Origin of the sequence: Streptomyces sp. NRRL S-495 (genome assembly GCF_000966955.1) — a bacterium.
GTDB lineage: Bacteria > Actinomycetota > Actinomycetes > Streptomycetales > Streptomycetaceae > Kitasatospora > Kitasatospora purpeofusca.
Window position 1 is genome coordinate 21,043 of the sequence record NZ_JZWY01000274.1, and the last position, 14,797, is coordinate 35,839.

Annotated in this window: 14 protein-coding genes; 8 read left to right on the forward strand and 6 right to left on the reverse strand. The window is 72.8% G+C overall.

What is annotated here, in order from left to right; genetic code table 11:
• Nucleotides 1-24: 24 nt before the first annotated feature.
• The 4 genes from VR45_RS15805 to VR45_RS15820 all read left to right on the forward strand — a co-directional run bounded on the left by VR45_RS15805 (nt 25) and on the right by VR45_RS15820 (nt 4,172).
• A complete protein-coding gene (locus VR45_RS15805) occupies nt 25-216 on the forward strand; it encodes a hypothetical protein (RefSeq protein ID WP_045940394.1) in 192 nt (63 codons plus the stop codon).
• A gap of 44 nt (nt 217-260) precedes the next feature.
• Nucleotides 261-2,327, forward strand: a complete 2,067-nt coding sequence (locus VR45_RS15810) for a thioredoxin domain-containing protein (RefSeq protein ID WP_045940395.1) — start codon at nt 261-263, stop codon at nt 2,325-2,327.
• Between the two features lie 43 nt (nt 2,328-2,370).
• Nucleotides 2,371-3,279: a GNAT family N-acetyltransferase gene (locus VR45_RS15815; protein WP_045940396.1), complete on the forward strand. Its 909-nt coding sequence runs from the start codon at nt 2,371-2,373 to the stop codon at nt 3,277-3,279.
• A 128-nt stretch (nt 3,280-3,407) separates the two neighbouring features.
• Nucleotides 3,408-4,172: a sterol desaturase family protein gene (locus VR45_RS15820; protein ID WP_045940397.1), complete on the forward strand. Its 765-nt coding sequence runs from the start codon at nt 3,408-3,410 to the stop codon at nt 4,170-4,172.
• Between the two features lie 52 nt (nt 4,173-4,224).
• Here the strand turns inward: VR45_RS15820 and VR45_RS15825 are convergent, their stop codons facing one another.
• On the reverse strand, nt 4,225-5,157 hold the full coding sequence (locus tag VR45_RS15825; RefSeq protein WP_045940398.1) for a hypothetical protein: 933 nt from the start codon (nt 5,155-5,157) through the stop codon (nt 4,225-4,227).
• Nucleotides 5,158-5,420: 263 nt separating this feature from the next.
• Here VR45_RS15825 and VR45_RS15830 point away from each other — a divergent pair, with 263 nt between their 5' ends.
• On the forward strand, nt 5,421-6,083 hold the full coding sequence (locus VR45_RS15830) for a papain-like cysteine protease family protein (protein WP_052709118.1): 663 nt from the start codon (nt 5,421-5,423) through the stop codon (nt 6,081-6,083).
• Nucleotides 6,084-6,091: 8 nt separating this feature from the next.
• Nucleotides 6,092-6,958, forward strand: coding sequence for a hypothetical protein (locus tag VR45_RS15835; RefSeq protein WP_045940399.1), 867 nt, complete (start codon nt 6,092-6,094; stop codon nt 6,956-6,958).
• Nucleotides 6,959-7,028: 70 nt separating this feature from the next.
• On the opposite strand, the gene VR45_RS15840 is transcribed toward VR45_RS15835, so the two are convergent.
• On the reverse strand, nt 7,029-7,685 hold the full coding sequence (locus VR45_RS15840; RefSeq protein ID WP_078896554.1) for a TetR family transcriptional regulator: 657 nt from the start codon (nt 7,683-7,685) through the stop codon (nt 7,029-7,031).
• A gap of 8 nt (nt 7,686-7,693) precedes the next feature.
• Nucleotides 7,694-9,310 carry an MFS transporter gene (locus VR45_RS15845; RefSeq protein WP_063772489.1) on the reverse strand — a complete coding sequence of 539 codons (1,617 nt, stop codon included), beginning with the start codon at nt 9,308-9,310 and terminating at the stop codon, nt 7,694-7,696.
• 307 nt (nt 9,311-9,617) lie between these two features.
• Between VR45_RS15845 and VR45_RS15850 the strand changes: the two genes are divergently transcribed.
• Nucleotides 9,618-9,887, forward strand: coding sequence for a hypothetical protein (locus tag VR45_RS15850; RefSeq protein ID WP_045940401.1), 270 nt, complete (start codon nt 9,618-9,620; stop codon nt 9,885-9,887).
• A 172-nt stretch (nt 9,888-10,059) separates the two neighbouring features.
• On the opposite strand, the gene VR45_RS15855 is transcribed toward VR45_RS15850, so the two are convergent.
• Nucleotides 10,060-10,743: a hemolysin III family protein gene (locus VR45_RS15855; protein WP_045940402.1), complete on the reverse strand. Its 684-nt coding sequence runs from the start codon at nt 10,741-10,743 to the stop codon at nt 10,060-10,062.
• 275 nt (nt 10,744-11,018) lie between these two features.
• Between VR45_RS15855 and VR45_RS15860 the strand changes: the two genes are divergently transcribed.
• On the forward strand, nt 11,019-12,845 hold the full coding sequence (locus VR45_RS15860) for a phosphoenolpyruvate carboxykinase (GTP) (RefSeq protein WP_045940403.1): 1,827 nt from the start codon (nt 11,019-11,021) through the stop codon (nt 12,843-12,845).
• Between the two features lie 181 nt (nt 12,846-13,026).
• Here the strand turns inward: VR45_RS15860 and VR45_RS15865 are convergent, their stop codons facing one another.
• The gene (locus VR45_RS15865) at nt 13,027-14,241 is read right to left on the reverse strand and encodes a pyridoxal phosphate-dependent aminotransferase (RefSeq protein WP_045940404.1); all 1,215 of its coding nucleotides are present in this window, start codon (nt 14,239-14,241) and stop codon (nt 13,027-13,029) included.
• A 111-nt stretch (nt 14,242-14,352) separates the two neighbouring features.
• Nucleotides 14,353-14,797: hypothetical protein (locus VR45_RS15870; RefSeq protein WP_045940405.1), on the reverse strand; the 445-nt coding region annotated here is incomplete at its 5' end.

Sequence of the window (14,797 nt, forward strand, 5' to 3'; positions counted from 1 at the left end):
CGTGAGCCGGGCCACCATAGAGATATGAGTGCCCCCGTGAACCTCACCCACCTCGCCGCCGAGCTCGCCGTCGACGACGCCAAGGTCACCCCCGGCCTGCTGGGCTTCGTCGTCTTCGCCGCCCTCGGTGTGGCCACCTGGTTCCTGGCCAAGTCGATGAACCGGCAGTTCAAGAAGGTCGACTTCGTCGAGGAGCCGGAGGCTCCGAAGGAGTGAGGTCCTGCCCCCCTCCCGGGCGCCGATGCGCAAGGATGGGGGGCATGCCGAACCGCCTCGCCGACGCCACGTCGCCGTACCTGCAGCAGCATGCCGACAACCCGGTCGACTGGTGGCCGTGGGGGCCGGAGGCCTTCGCCGAGGCGGAGCGCCGCGGCGTACCGGTACTGCTGAGCGTCGGGTACGCCGCCTGCCACTGGTGCCATGTGATGGCCCACGAGTCCTTCGAGGACGACGGCACGGCGGCGTACCTCAACGAGCGGTTCGTCGCCGTCAAGGTCGACCGGGAGGAGCGGCCGGACGTCGACGCCGTCTACATGGAGGCGGTCCAGGCGGCGACCGGGCAGGGGGGCTGGCCGATGACCGTCTTCCTGACCCCCGAGAAGGAGCCGTTCTACTTCGGCACCTACTTCCCGCCCCAGCCCCGGCACGGCATGCCCTCGTTCCGGCAGGTGCTGGAGGGCGTGCACGCGGCTTGGCGGGACCGGCGGGAGGAGGTCGGCGAGGTCGCCGGGCGGATCCGGGCCGACCTGGCCGAGCGGGCCTCCGTCTACGCGGTCGGCAGCGGGGTGCACACGCCGCCCGGCGAGGCCGAGCTGCACGAGGCGCTGGTCGGGCTCAGCCGTGACTTCGACGAGCGGCACGGCGGCTTCGGCGGGGCGCCGAAGTTCCCGCCGGCCATGGTGATCGAGTACCTGCTGCGCCACCACGCCAGGACCGGCTCCGAGGCGGCGCTGGAGATGGCCGTCCGCACCGGCGAGGCGATGGCCCGCGGCGGCATCCACGACCAGCTCGGCGGCGGCTTCTCCCGGTACGCGGTGGACGCCCGCTGGGTGGTCCCGCACTTCGAGAAGATGCTCTACGACAACGCGCTGCTGCTCCGCGCGTACCTGCACCTGTGGCGGGCGACCGGTTCCCCGCTGGCCCGCCGGACGGCGCTCTCCACGGCGGACTTCCTGCTGCGCGAACTGCGCACCCCCGAGGGCGCGTTCGCCTCCGCGCTGGACGCCGACAGCCTCGACGAGGAGACCGGCGCCAGCAGCGAGGGCGCCTACTACGTCTGGGAGCCGGGCCAGTTGGTCGACCTGCTCGGTCCGGCCGACGCGGCCACCGCCGCCCGGCTGTTCTCCGTCACCGCGGACGGCACCTTCGAGCACGGCACCTCCGTCCTCCAGCTCCTCGCCGACCCCGAGGACCCCGCCGAGTACGAGGCGATCAGGGCGCGCCTGCTGGCGGCCCGCGCGGAGCGCCCGGCGCCCGCCCGGGACGACAAGGTGGTCGCCGCCTGGAACGGCCTCGCCGTCGCCGCCCTCGCCGAGACCGGCGCCCTGCTGGACCGCCCCGACCTCGTCGCCGCCGCCGAGCGCGCCGCCGACCTGCTGCTCGCCGTCCACCTCACCCCCGACGGCCGGCTGCTGCGCACCTCCCGGGACGGCCGCCCCGGCGCCAACGCGGGCGTGCTGGAGGACTACGCCGACACCGCCGAGGGCTTCCTCGCGCTGTACTCCGTCACCGGCGAGTCGGAGTGGCTCCAGCTGGCCGGCGGGCTGCTCGACACCGTGCTCAAGCACTTCACCGACGAGGCGACCGGCGCCCTCTACGACACCGCCGACGACGCCGAGGAACTGATCCGGCGCCCGCAGGACCCGACCGACAACGCGACCCCGTCCGGCTGGACCGCCGCCGCGAACGCGCTGCTCGGCTACGCCGCCTGCACCGGGTCGGACCGCCACCGGACCGCCGCCGAGCGGGCGCTCGGCATCGTCGGGGCGCTGGCCTCGCGCGCGCCCCGCTTCGTCGGCTGGGGTCTGGCGGCGGCCGAGGCGCTGGCCGACGGGCCGCGCGAGGTCGCGGTGATCGGCCCGGCCGGCGACCCGGCGACGGCCGCGCTGCACCGGACCGCGCTGCTGGGCACCGCGCCCGGCGCGGTGGTCGCGCTCGGCGAGCCGGGCGCGGGCAGCGACGACGTCCCGCTGCTGGCCGGACGGCCGCTGGTCGACGGCGCGCCCGCCGCGTACGTCTGCCGCCACTTCGCCTGTGACGCCCCGACCACCGATCCGGCCGTCCTCGCGGCCCGGCTGGGCGTGTTCCAGGACGTGTCCGGGCAGTAGAAAAGCGGTGGAGGGAGGCGGTGGGGCCGGGGGAGGATGGCTCATGCCCTGGACCATCAGCAGCTCCCTCGACGACTTCCGCGCCCGGGCCGGCGGCTTCCTCGCCGCGCACCCGGCCGAGAACACCGTCCTGCTCACGATCACCGACCGGCTGGCGGCGAGCGGCCCGCACTACTACGGCGACGGCGTGCCGGTGTTCGGCTGGTGGCGCGCCGAGCCGGACGGGCCGGTCGCCGGTGCGTTCGTGCAGACGCCGCCGTTCAGCCCTCGGCTGGGACTGATGCCGGAATCGGCCGCGGTCGAGCTGGCCGCCGAGCTGGCCGCCCTGCTCGCCGCCGAGCTGGTTGCCGAGCCGGCCGCTGGGTCGGCCGCCGCTCCGGCCGGGGCCGCAGCGCTCACCGGAGCGGGCGGGGGCGCGGCCGCGACGCTGGCCTTCGGCGCCGCCTGGGCCGCGGTCACCGGTACCACGAGCACCGTCAGGACCAACGAACGGCTCTACCGGCTCGGCGAGTTGGCCGATCCGCCGCGCCCGCCGTCCGGCCGGTCCCGGCTCGCCGGAGCGGACGACCGCGAGCTGCTGATCCGCTGGTTCGCCGAGTTCGCCGAGGAGGTGGACATCCGGATCCCCAACGTCGCGACGGTGGTGGACGACCGGACCGCCGCCGGCCAGCTGCACCTGTGGGAGGACGGCGGGCGGCCGGTCGCGGTGGCGGGGGCCAGCGCGGTGATCGCCGGGATGTCGCGGATCGGCCCGGTCTACACCCCGGGCGAGGCCCGGGGCCGGGGCTACGCCAGCGGTGTCACGGCGGCCGCCTCGGCCGCTGCCCTCGCCCGAGGGGCGGCGGAGGTGCTGCTCTACACCGATCTCGCCAATCCGACCAGCAACTCGATCTACCAGCAGATCGGCTACCGGCCGGTGGAGGACTGCGTGGAGCTGGCCTTCGGCGACTGAGGTCCGCCGACGGTCCTCGACGGTTGCCGGCGGCCGACGGCCGTCTACGGGGGTCGGGAACCACCGGCACCGGGAAGGCGTCGGACCGGTGGGGCAGGGCAGGGCAGGCGGTCGGAGGGGGCGCGACGGTGGACGCGGTACTCGCACGGGCGGCCCGGCTGGGGCCGCTGGAGGTGGCGGTCGGAGCGCTGGCCGGCAACCTCGCGCTGTTCGTGGTGGCCCTGCTGGCCGGGGGCTGGCTGGTCCGTCGCTTCGGCGACCGGCGGCTGACCCCGGCTCCCGCGCCTCCGGACCGCCGGGAACGGCTGCTGACGGTGGTCGCCGTGCTGCTCAACTCGGCCCTGGGGCTGGCCGGCTGGCTGCTCTGGCGGGCCGGCTGGATCCGGCTCACCGCGGACACCGGGCCGCGGGCACTGGCCGATCTGCTGCTGTTCTCGCTGGTGATGGACGCGCTGATGTACGGCGGCCACTGGCTGGCCCACCGCCGCCGGCTCTACCGGCTGGCGCACGAGCTGCACCACGCCTACCCGGACCCGCGCCCGGCCACCCTGTTCGTGCTGCACCCGCTGGAGGTGCTGGGTTTCGGCGGGGCCTGGATCGCGGTGCTCTGCCTCTGGCCGGGGATGTCCGCCGCGGCGCTGGCCGGCTACATCGGCGTCAATCTGGTCTTCGGCCTGCTCGGGCACCTCGGGGTGGAGCCGTTCCCGGTCCGGGTCCGGCGGCTGGCGGTGTTCCGCTGGGTGGCGCTGCCGATGTTCCACGTCGGCCACCACCGCGACCCCTCGGTCAACCTGGGCTTCTACACCACGGTCTGGGACCGGCTGTTCGGCACCGTCGACCCCCGCTACGACGCCCGCCGGCTGGCGCCGGACCCCGGCCGGTACGACCGGTAGCCGGGGCGGTCCGCAGCCGGTACGACCGGTGGCCGGAGCCGGGGCGGTCCTCCTACTCCCAGTCCCAGCTGATGCCCAGGATGCAGGGCCGCAGGGCGGTCGCGACCAGATGGACGCAGTGGTGGCCGTCGAGGGTCAGCTCCTCGGTCTCGTAGGGCCGTTCGGCGGGGGAGCGGCGGGCGAAGCGGTGGCAGCGGACGGGGAGTGCCTCCGGGTGGAAGGTGACCTGGAGCACGTACTGTCCGGCACCCGAGTTGAAGCCCCGGACGTACTCGCAGCTGGGGGTGGGGGACGGCGCGTCGTCGAAGCCGTAGCCGAGCAGATGGGTGTCGCCCGCGCGCAGCCGCCGGTCCAGCAGGAGTTCGGCGACCAGCAGGTCGTGGGCCTGGTCGCGGCGGATGCGGCCGGGGCGGCAGTTCTCCTCGGCGCGGACCCCGACCCGGGTGATGTCGCTGCCCGGGTCGCCCTGGTGGATGGCGAGGTAGCGGTCGATCCCGTCCCGGTGGGCGCGCAGGGCGTGCTGGGAGTCGCGGCGCAGCAGCTGGCGGTCGGCGCCGATCCGGATCCGCTCGATGTGGGTGATGGTGTGCAGGCCGGTGTCGCGCGGGCTGGACAGCTCGGTGAGCAGGTCGTCGACGGCGGTGGCCGGGCTGATGAGGTCGCGGTAGGGGCGGACGGGCGGGCCGGCCGGCTCGGCGGGTGCGCCGCGCCGGGGGCCCAGCAGTCTGGTGAGGGAGTGCGCGGGGAGGTCCAGGACCCGCTCCAACTCCCTTACGGCGCGCAGCGACTCCGGCCGCTCGGGGCGGCGGTGGCCCTGCTGCCAGTAGCTGAGGCTGGTGACCCCGATGTGGACGCCGCGCAGCGCGAGGTGGTCGCGGACCCGGTGCAGGGCGAGGCCCCGGACGGCGATGGCGGTGCGCAGGGCGAGGTGGAACGGGCCGGTCCGCAGCGCGGTGGCGAGGTCGGGGTGGTCGGTCCGCTGCATGCGGCCTCCTCGGGTGGCGGACGGGGCGGGCCCGGTCGGTCGTGAATATTCACATGTGGAGGGGGGTTTGTCACCGGTCGGGGCGTGACTGGCAGGGGTTCCCGGGCCGGCGTTCACAACGGGGCGGGTGCGTTCACACCCGGCGGAAGGGGTGCCGAGGGGCGTTGACCGGCCATGTCAACAGCGCGATGCTCGGTGGCGCGATCCGGACCGCACCCCCACACCTCTCGACTCCTCTGCCTGTCGCAAGGAGGAAATCCCCCATGTCAGTCGTACGGACACGCCTGCGCCGCACCGTCTCGGTGCTCGCACTCGGCGTCCTCGGCCCGGCGCTCAGCGTCGCGGCCGTCACCCCGGCCCAGGCCACCCCCACGGCCTCGTCCGCCCCCGTCCAGGCCCAGCGGGTACAGCCCGCCGCCGCAGGTGCCACGGCCGATCTGGCCGGCACCTTCAAGAAGCTCAACATCACCATGCAGCAGCAACAGCAGACCAACTGGTGCTGGGCGGCGAGCGGCAACACCATCGCCACCTGGTACGGCTACACCTACAGCCAGAACCAGTTCTGCAACGCCGCGTTCGGCCGTTCGACCAACTCCGGCTGCCCCAACAGCCAGGCCACGCTGGGCGATGTGCAGAACGGCCTGAGCTGGGTCGGCATCAACCCGGGCTCCTACGTCACCGGCTATCTGCGCTACAGCACGGTGCAGACCGAGGTGAACGCCAACCGGCCGATCGAGACCCGGATCCAGTGGAGTTCCGGCGGCGGCCACATGCACGTGGTCTACGGGTTCGACACCTCCAACAACTGGGTCTACTGGGGTGACCCGTGGCCGTCCAACACCCGCTACAACTGGGCGGACTACAACTACTACGTGTCGAACGGCACGTTCTCCTGGACCCACTCCCTGTACCGGATCGGCGCGTGAGGGGCGACATGAGCAGCATGCGTGATGCCGCGGCCGTCCGCGGCGCGACGGTCGTCCTGCTGGCCGCCGGCCTCGGCCTGGCCCTCGCCCCGACCGCCTCCGCGGCCGGACCCGGCGGGGTGCCCGAGCCGGTGCCCGCGGCGGAGCTGGCCCAGGCCCGCGGCGCGGTGCAGAGTCCGGCGGTGCTGGACCAGTTGGGCCGGTTCTTCGCCCGCAAGGGTGCTCCGCAGACCGGGCAGCTCACGGTCGGGGCGGACTCCTCGGGCACTGCGGACGCCGCCGCGCCCAGGCTGACCGGTGACACCGTGCCGGTGTACCTGCTGGACGCGGACTTCGTGTCCGGCTCCCCGGGTGCCCCGGTGGCCCGGGCCGAGTTCACCGCGAGCAAGGTGGTCGCGGCGGACGGCCAGATCGCCTCGGTCTGGACGGTCAAGCAGAACGGCGGCTGGCGGGTCGTCAACATCGCCACCGGCGGCGACGAGAGCGACTACGCGGCGCGGGCGGCGGCCGGCGGCGGTGGTACGGCGTTCCGCGAGCCGCAGATCAACGCCTGGTACGTGCTGCGGGACGGCCGGGTGCTGCCGCTGGACGAGGAGGCGCGCCGCTCGGTGGGCGAGGCCGGGGTGAGCCTGGCCGCGTACCAGGGGCTGGTCCGGCAGCGGTACGGCGACAAGCTGCCCGGCTCGGCGTACGACCGGGCGGGCAAGGGCGGCGGCTACGAGCCCGGCGCCCCGCAGGCCGCCGGTACTCCGGTGAACGGCGGCAGCGCGCTGCCGGCCGTGACGGCGGTCGCGGCCCTGGGCGTCACCGCGCTCGCGGGCGCGGGCCTGGCGCTCCGGCGGCGGACGGCGGCGCGGGCGGTGGACGCGTCCTGAGGACCGGAGCGGACGGCGAACAACGGACCGGCGGCGGGGCGGAAGCCTCCGCCGTCGGTCCTGCCGTGCGTCATGACCCGGCGAACCCGTCCTCCAGGATCGCGAAGGTGCGGTGGACGAGTTCGGCGATGTCCTCGCTGCCGCCGCTCTCGGCCCACTGCAGCACGGTCTCGGTGGTGGCGGCGCTGATCGCGGCGGCGGTGATCCGCATCGCGAAGGTGGGCTCCTGCAGGTCGGCCCGCCGGGTCAGCGCGGTGAGGTAGAGCCGCTGCGATTCGTTGCCGGTGTCGATCATCCGGGCGCGCAGCGCGGGCACGTCCTTGGTCAGCCGCATGCGGACCAGCAGTTCCTCGCGCTCGTGCTCCAGCAGTTGCCGCAGCAGCCCGATGAGGGCCTCCCGGCAGGACCGCAGGAACGGTTCGTCGGCGGGGCGGGCGAGCAGGGCGTCGATCATCGCCGGGTCGTACTCGTCGGTGAGGACGAGGTCCTCCTTGGTGGCGAAGTACCGGAAGAAGGTGGACGGGGAGACCTCGGCGGCGGCCGCGATCTGGTCGACCGTGGTGTTCTCGTAGCCCTGTTCGGCGATCAGCCGGTAGGCCTCGCGCCGGATGGTCTGGCGGGTCTTCAGCTTCTTCCGCTCGCGCAGCGACAGCGGCGCCTCCAGCATCGCCTGGATCGGGTTGCCCGGTCCGGCCGGAGGTGCCGTTGCCGACTGCGGTGCGCTCATGTCTTCGATTATCCGTGATCGGTCGCGGGCACGACGGCCTCCCCCGACTCTCCCGGCGCCCCGGCGGGTGAGGCCGGTCCGGCGGCGGCCCCGGCGCCCCCGACAGCGGCCCCGGCCGGTTCGGCGGCCGGCATCCGCAGCGCCACCAGCACCGCGGACAGCACCGCGATCACCCCGGAGACCAGCAGGACGACCGTCATTCCGTGCACATAGGCGCCGTGCGCCGAGGCGGCCAGGGCGGGGTCGCCGGTCGCGGCGGCGACCGCGTCGGCGGCGACCACCGAGCGTCCGGCCCGCTCGGCCGCGCCCGCCGCGAGCCCGCCGGTGTCCAGCGCCCCCCGGTAGGAGTCGGCCAGCAGGCTGCCGAAGACGGCCACTCCGATCGCGCCGCCGACCTGGCGGAAGGTCTGCAGCAGCCCCGAGCCGACGCCGGCCCGGGCGGGCGGCAGGGTGAGCAGGGCGGTGGCCTGCGCGGTGATCAGGGACAGGCCCATGCCGACCCCGAGCAGGGTGAGCCAGACCGCAGCGAGGGCGTAGCCGTCCGAGACCTCGGTACGGCTGCCGAGGAGCAGCGCGCCGGCCAGTACGGCCAGCCCGAGGACGATGACGGTCCGGGGGCCGGTCCTGGCGACGAGCCGGTCGCTGAGCCGGGCGGCCACCATCAGGCCGAGCATCATCGGCATCAGCCGCAGGCCGGTACCGAAGGCGTCGGCGCCGAGGACGCTCTGGAAGTACAGCGGGAGGACGAAGAAGGCGCCGAACAGCACCAGTGACACCAGCGTCGCGGCCACCGTCGACCAGCGGAAGCCGCCGTCGGCGAGCAGGGTCAGATCGAGCATCGGGTCCTGCTGCCGCCGGCTGCGCAGCACCAGCGCGGTGAGGGCGACCAGCGCGCCGCCGACCGTGCCGAGTACCAGCGGGTCGCTCCAGCCGCGCTCGGGGCTCTCGATGATGCCGTAGGTGAGCGCGGCCAGTCCGCCCGCGCCGAGCAGGGTGGCGGGCAGGTCGATCCGGGGCGCGGCCGGGTTGCGGGTCTCCGGCAGCAGCAGGGTGCAGGCGGTGATGCCGATCACGACCAGCGGCAGGTTGATCGCGAAGATCGCGCCCCACCAGAAGTGCTGGAGCAGGAAGCCGCCGATCAGCGGACCGAGCGGGGTGCCGACGGCCAGCGAGGCGGCCAGGATCGCGGTGGCGCGGCGCTGCTCGGCGGGCGGGAAGAGGCCGGGGATCACCGCCATGGACATCGGCATGACGAGCGCGCCGGCCAGGCCCATCGCGGCCCGGGCGGCGATCAGTGTGCCCGGGCTGTCGGCCAGCATGCCGACGGCCGAGGCGAGGCCGAACAGGGCGAGGCCCAGGGTGAGGGTGAAGCGGCGGCCGAACCGGTCGCCGATCAGCCCGGCCGGGAGCATCACCGCGGCGAACACCACGGTGTAGGAGTCGACGATCCACTGCTGCTGCCCGGTGGTGGCCTGGAGCTGCGAGGCGAGCGTGGGCAGAGCCACGTTCAGGACCGTCATGTCGAAGCTGATCACCAGGACGCTGAGTGCGACCGCGACGAGGGCGAGCCAGCGCCGTGGGTCCGGCCCGGGTGGGGCCGCCTGGTCGGTGGGCGGGGTGGACACGGGAACCTCCGGGGCCTGCGAAGGGAGTCGCTGTCAAATGACAGTAACTCCCAAAAGGTGGCCCCCGTCAATGCCGGATCACGGTTCCAAGTTGACTACGCTCCGTGATGTGTCCTGGAAGTGCGCGTTCCGCACGGGGAATTGACGCAACGTTGATCTGTCGTTCGCCGCTTTCGGGCGGTTACGGGTGACTGTCGGTAGATACCATGTGGCCGTCGGTCAGTGCTGGCCGGTGCGTGCCGAGAGCGGAGAAGGGGTGGGGCGGCACGGGCCGACCACGAGCCCGGCGCAGGAAGGGGAAGCCGAAATGGCCGAGCGGGAGTCGGGCGCCCAGATCTGGGGTGCCGCAGTGGTGGTGGCCTCGGCGCTGGCCGTGGTCGCGGCCTATCTGATCAACGGTGCCGCGCTGGTGCTGGTGGTCGCCGGGGTCGAGGTGCTGTTGCTGATGGTGTACGTGGGCCGGCGCTGGCGACTGCTCCGCCAGGCGCCCGAGCCGGACCGCCGGGCGGCGCCGAAGGGCCATCGGACGGCGCCAGGCGCGGATCCCGTACGCGCACGACCGTCACGACCACCATGACCACCACGACCGGTCGCGCGAGCGCCGGCGCGAAGGGTCGCACGAGCACGCCACGCACGAGCGCGGGTCGCACGAGCACGCGCCGCACGAGCGCCCGGTCCGGGAGTGGACAGCGGAACGGGCGGCCGTCCGGTCGCACGACCGGTCGACCGCCCGTCACGGGGCGCCGGGCTCAGCCGGCCGCGCTGTAGGCCACCAGTGAGACGCCGACGTACTGGGTGATGAAGGCCCCGAGGGTGAAGGCGTGGAACACCTCGTGGAAGCCGAACCAGCGCGGTGACGGGTCGGGCCGCTTGAGCCCGTACACCACGCCGCCGATGCTGTAGAGCACCCCGCCGACGATCATCAGCACTATGACCGCGACCCCGCCCGCGTGCAGGAAGTCGGGCAGGAAGAACGCGGCGGCCCAGCCCAGCGCGATGTACACCGGCGTGTAGAGCCAGCGCGGCGCACCGACCCAGAAGACCCGGAACGCGATCCCCGCCAGCGCACCGCCCCAGACCGCCCAGAGCAGCAGCTGCCGGGCGGCGCCGTCCAGCAGCAGGATGGTGAACGGCGTGTAGGTGCCGGCGATGATCAGGAAGATGTTCGCGTGGTCCAGCCGGCGCAGGATCGCGTCGCCGCGCGGGCCCCAGGTGAACCGGTGGTAGACCGCGCTGACCCCGAAGAGCAGCCAGGCGCTGGCCGAGTAGATCGCGCACGCGACTCTCGCGGGCCCCGGTTCGGCCAGGCAGATCAGCACGATCCCGGCGGCCACGGTGGCGGGGAACATCGCGGCGTGCAGCCAGCCGCGCCACTTCGGCTTGAGCGGCGCAGGCTCCGCGCTCTCCAGGAGCTCAGCAGTCATGAGCCGCATGCTACCCGCTACCTACGGGTCCGTAGGTTACCCGGCCGTAGGAAGTGGCGCTCATCACGACTTGGACGTTTTGGAGCATTGGCGGAGGGGGCGGAGGGGGTCCGAGACCCCTTGGGGTGGTCTGCTACTGGCTGGTAATCATCCTTACTGTAGTAAAAGATGCGTCAACTTTGCCTTCTTGCCGCGTTCCGGCCCAAGGTGCGGAGCTACGCTGCAAGCACCCTCAACCCCCGCTACGCCGTCTCCCCGCCGGGATGGCGTGAAACGGAGCGATCGTGTCGAACGAGAACTCGGCTGCTCTCAGCGCCGCGCCGACCCGCCACCAGCGTCTGCTGGCGTGGGTGCGCGAGATTGCGGAGATCACCCAGCCGGACCGCGTCGAATGGTGCGACGGTTCCGAGGAGGAGTACCAGCGCCTCGCGGACCTGCTCGTCGCCCAGGGCACTTTCAAGAAGCTCAACGAGGACAAGCGACCCAACTCCTACTACGCCGCCTCCGACCCCACGGACGTGGCGCGGGTCGAGGACCGGACCTTCATCTGCTCCGAGCAGGAGAAGGACGCCGGCCCGACCAACCACTGGAAGGCCCCCGCCGAGATGCGGGAGATCTTCCAGGGCGAGCAGGGCCTGTTCCGCGGCGCCATGAAGGGCCGCACCATGTACGTCGTCCCCTTCTCGATGGGCCCGGTCGGCTCCCCGCTGGCCGCGTACGGCGTCGAGATCACCGACTCCGCCTACGTCGCGGTGTCGATGCGCGTGATGACCCGCATGGGCCGCGCGGTGCTGGACCAGCTCGGCGAGGACGGCGACTTCGTCAAGGCCGTGCACACCGTCGGCGCCCCGCTGGCCGAGGGCCAGGCGGACGTGCCGTGGCCGTGCAACAGCACCAAGTACATCTCGCACTTCCCGGAGACCCGCGAGATCTGGTCCTTCGGCTCCGGCTACGGCGGCAACGCCCTGCTGGGCAAGAAGTGCTACGCGCTGCGCATCGCCTCGACCATGGCCCGTGACGAGGGCTGGCTGGCCGAGCACATGCTCATCCTGAAGCTCACCCCGCCGTCGGGCGAGGTCAAGTACGCGGCCGCCGCCTTCCCGTCGGCCTGCGGCAAGACCAACCTGGCGATGCTCCAGCCCACCATCCCGGGCTGGAAGGTCGAGACGATCGGCGACGACATCGCCTGGATGCGCTTCGGCGCCGACGGCCGCCTGTACGCCATCAACCCCGAGGCCGGCTTCTTCGGCGTCGCGCCGGGCACCGGTGTCGACACCAACGCCAACGCGATCGACACCCTCTGGGGCAACACCGTCTTCACCAACGTCGCGCTCACCGACGACGGCGACGTGTGGTGGGAGGGCCTCACCGACGAGAAGCCGGCCCACCTGATCGACTGGCGGGGCGACGACTGGACGCCGGAGTCCGGCACCCCGGCGGCCCACCCGAACGCCCGTTTCGCCGTCCCGGCCGCGCAGTGCCCGACCATCGCCCCCGAGTGGGAGGACCCGGCGGGTGTGCCGATCTCGGCGATCCTGTTCGGCGGCCGCCGGGCCACCGCCGTCCCGCTGGTGACCGAGTCCTTCGACTGGCAGCACGGTGTCTTCCTCGGCGCCAACATCGCCTCCGAGAAGACCGCCGCCGCCGAGGGCACCGTCGGCGAGCTGCGTCGCGACCCGTTCGCGATGCTGCCGTTCTGCGGCTACAACATGGGCGACTACTTCGCCCACTGGCTGAAGATCGGCGCCTCGGCGGACGCCGCCAAGCTGCCGAAGATCTACTACGTGAACTGGTTCCGCAAGAACGCCGACGGTCAGTTCGTCTGGCCGGGCTACGGCGAGAACAGCCGCGTGCTGAAGTGGATCGTCGAGCGCCTGGAGGGTGACGGCGCGGGCGTCGAGACCCCGATCGGCGTGCTGCCGACCGTCGAGGGCTTCGACCTGGACGGCCTGGAGCTGTCGAAGGAGGACCTCGACCTGCTCTTCACCGTCGACGCCGACATCTGGCGTCAGGAGGCCGCGCTCGTCCCGGCGCACCTGGAGATGTTCGGTGAGCACACGCCCACCGAGCTGTGGGACGAGTACCGAGACCTGGTCGCCCGCCTCGGCTGAGCCTGAGCCTCAGCAGGAGCGGTAGAGAGGCCGGTGTGCCGCACGAAACGCGCACCGGTCAGCGACAGGACGGCCGGAGACCCGACGGACGATCTTTCCCCGACCAAGGAGATCGCCCGACCGGGGCTCCGGCCGTAGCGCTTTTCCGGGCACCCCGGAGTGCCTCGTGGCAGGCGGCGCCCTACGGCTGGGTGTAGCCGCTCAGGAAGACGCCGATCCGGGTGACCGCGTCGGTGATCTCCTCCGCGCGCGGCAGGGTGACCAGCCGGAAGTGGTCCGGCTCGGGCCAGTTGAAGCCGGAGCCCTGGACCAGCAGGATCCGCTCGGCCCGCAGCAGGTCGAGCACCATCCGGGCGTCGTCCTTGATCTTGAACACCTTCGGGTCCAGCCGGGGGAAGGCGTACAGCGCGCCCCTCGGCTTCACACAGCTGACCCCGGGGATCTCGTTGAGCAGCCGGTACGCGGCGTCCCGGGACTCCAGCAGCCGCCCGCCGGGCAGCACCAGGTCCTTGATCGACTGCCGTCCGCCGAGCGCCGCGGCCACCGCGTGCTGGGCCGGCATGTTGGCGCACAGCCGCATCGAGGCCAGGACGGTCAGGCCCTCGACGTAGCTGCGGGCCCGGGTGCGGTCCCCGGAGAGCACCATCCAGCCCGAGCGGAAGCCCGCCACCCGGTAGGACTTGGACATGCCGTTGAAGGTGACGCAGAACAGGTCGGGGGCCAGGGTGGCCAGCGGGACGTGCTCGGCGTCGTCGTAGAGGATCTTGTCGTAGATCTCGTCCGCGTAGATCACCAGCTGGTGCCGGCGGGCGATCTCGACCAGCCCCTCCAGCACCTCGCGCGGGTAGACCGCGCCGGTGGGGTTGTTCGGGTTGATCACCACCATCGCCCTGGTCCGGTCGGTGACCTTGGCCTCGACGTCGGCGAGGTCCGGGTACCAGTCGGACTGCTCGTCGCAGCGGTAGTGCACGGCGGTGCCGCCGGCCAGCGAGACGGAGGCCGTCCACAGCGGGTAGTCCGGGGCCGGGACGAGCACCTCGTCGCCGTCGTCCAGCAGTGCGGTCATCGCCAGCTGGATCAGCTCGGAGACGCCGTTGCCGAGGAAGACGTCCTCGACCGTCAGGCCGTGCAGCCCGCGCTCCTCGTAGTGCATCACCACGGCGCGGCGGGCGGAGAGCAGGCCCTTGGAGTCGCCGTACCCGTGCGCGGAGGAGAGGTTGCGCAGGATGTCCTGGAGGATCTCCGGCGGTGCGTCGAAGCCGAACAGCGCGGGATTGCCGGTGTTGAGCTTCAGGATGCGGTGGCCCTGTTCCTCCAGCCGCATCGCCTCGTCGAGCACCGGGCCGCGGATGTCGTAGCAGACATTGGCGAGCTTGCTGGACTGGATGACCTGCATGCCTGCCTACTTTAGGGGCACGAACGGGCGGCCCGGCGCGTGTCGTGGGACACCCGCCGGACCGCCCGGACGCTGCTGTTCCGCCACCCCTTCGATCGGGAGGCGGAGGGCTCAGCCGGCCTTCCAGATCAGCGGCTGGGTGTCCAGAACGCTACCGAAGACGAGGAACTGCGGCGGGGTGCCGTCCGGAACGAGATAGACGGCACACTGCTGCTGGGTCTCGCCGTCGGCCAGGGTGCCCGGCTTCTTGCCGGTGTCGCACTGCGGGATCGACCGCAGGACGGTCGGGGCGGACAGGATGCCGGTGCCCTTGGGCTCGGTCTGCACCTTGAACCGCATCATGAAGTACTCGTCCTGCAGCGGGGCGCCGGTCCTGTTGGTGAAGTTGACCGTCACGTAGTACGGGGTCTTGCCCGCGGTGTCGGCCGGCTTCCAGTTGTACGGCGCGATCTCGGCCGCGGTGCCCTTGACCACCGAGACCGGGGTGACGTCGGCCTTGGTCTTGCCGAGGTAGCTGCCGGTGGCGGTGGGCGCGAGCGGGTTGTCGAAGGTGATC

Coding starts and splice junctions, on each gene's coding strand:
- VR45_RS15805 (WP_045940394.1), top strand. CDS start 25: ATGAGTGCCCCCGTGAACCTCACCCACCTCGCCGCCGAGCTCGCCGTC.
- VR45_RS15810 (WP_045940395.1), top strand. CDS start 261: ATGCCGAACCGCCTCGCCGACGCCACGTCGCCGTACCTGCAGCAGCAT.
- VR45_RS15815 (WP_045940396.1), top strand. CDS start 2,371: ATGCCCTGGACCATCAGCAGCTCCCTCGACGACTTCCGCGCCCGGGCC.
- VR45_RS15825 (WP_045940398.1), bottom strand. CDS start 5,157: ATGCAGCGGACCGACCACCCCGACCTCGCCACCGCGCTGCGGACCGGC.
- VR45_RS15830 (WP_052709118.1), top strand. CDS start 5,421: ATGTCAGTCGTACGGACACGCCTGCGCCGCACCGTCTCGGTGCTCGCA.
- VR45_RS15835 (WP_045940399.1), top strand. CDS start 6,092: ATGAGCAGCATGCGTGATGCCGCGGCCGTCCGCGGCGCGACGGTCGTC.
- VR45_RS15840 (WP_078896554.1), bottom strand. CDS start 7,685: ATGAGCGCACCGCAGTCGGCAACGGCACCTCCGGCCGGACCGGGCAAC.
- VR45_RS15850 (WP_045940401.1), top strand. CDS start 9,618: ATGGCCGAGCGGGAGTCGGGCGCCCAGATCTGGGGTGCCGCAGTGGTG.
- VR45_RS15855 (WP_045940402.1), bottom strand. CDS start 10,743: ATGCGGCTCATGACTGCTGAGCTCCTGGAGAGCGCGGAGCCTGCGCCG.
- VR45_RS15865 (WP_045940404.1), bottom strand. CDS start 14,241: ATGCAGGTCATCCAGTCCAGCAAGCTCGCCAATGTCTGCTACGACATC.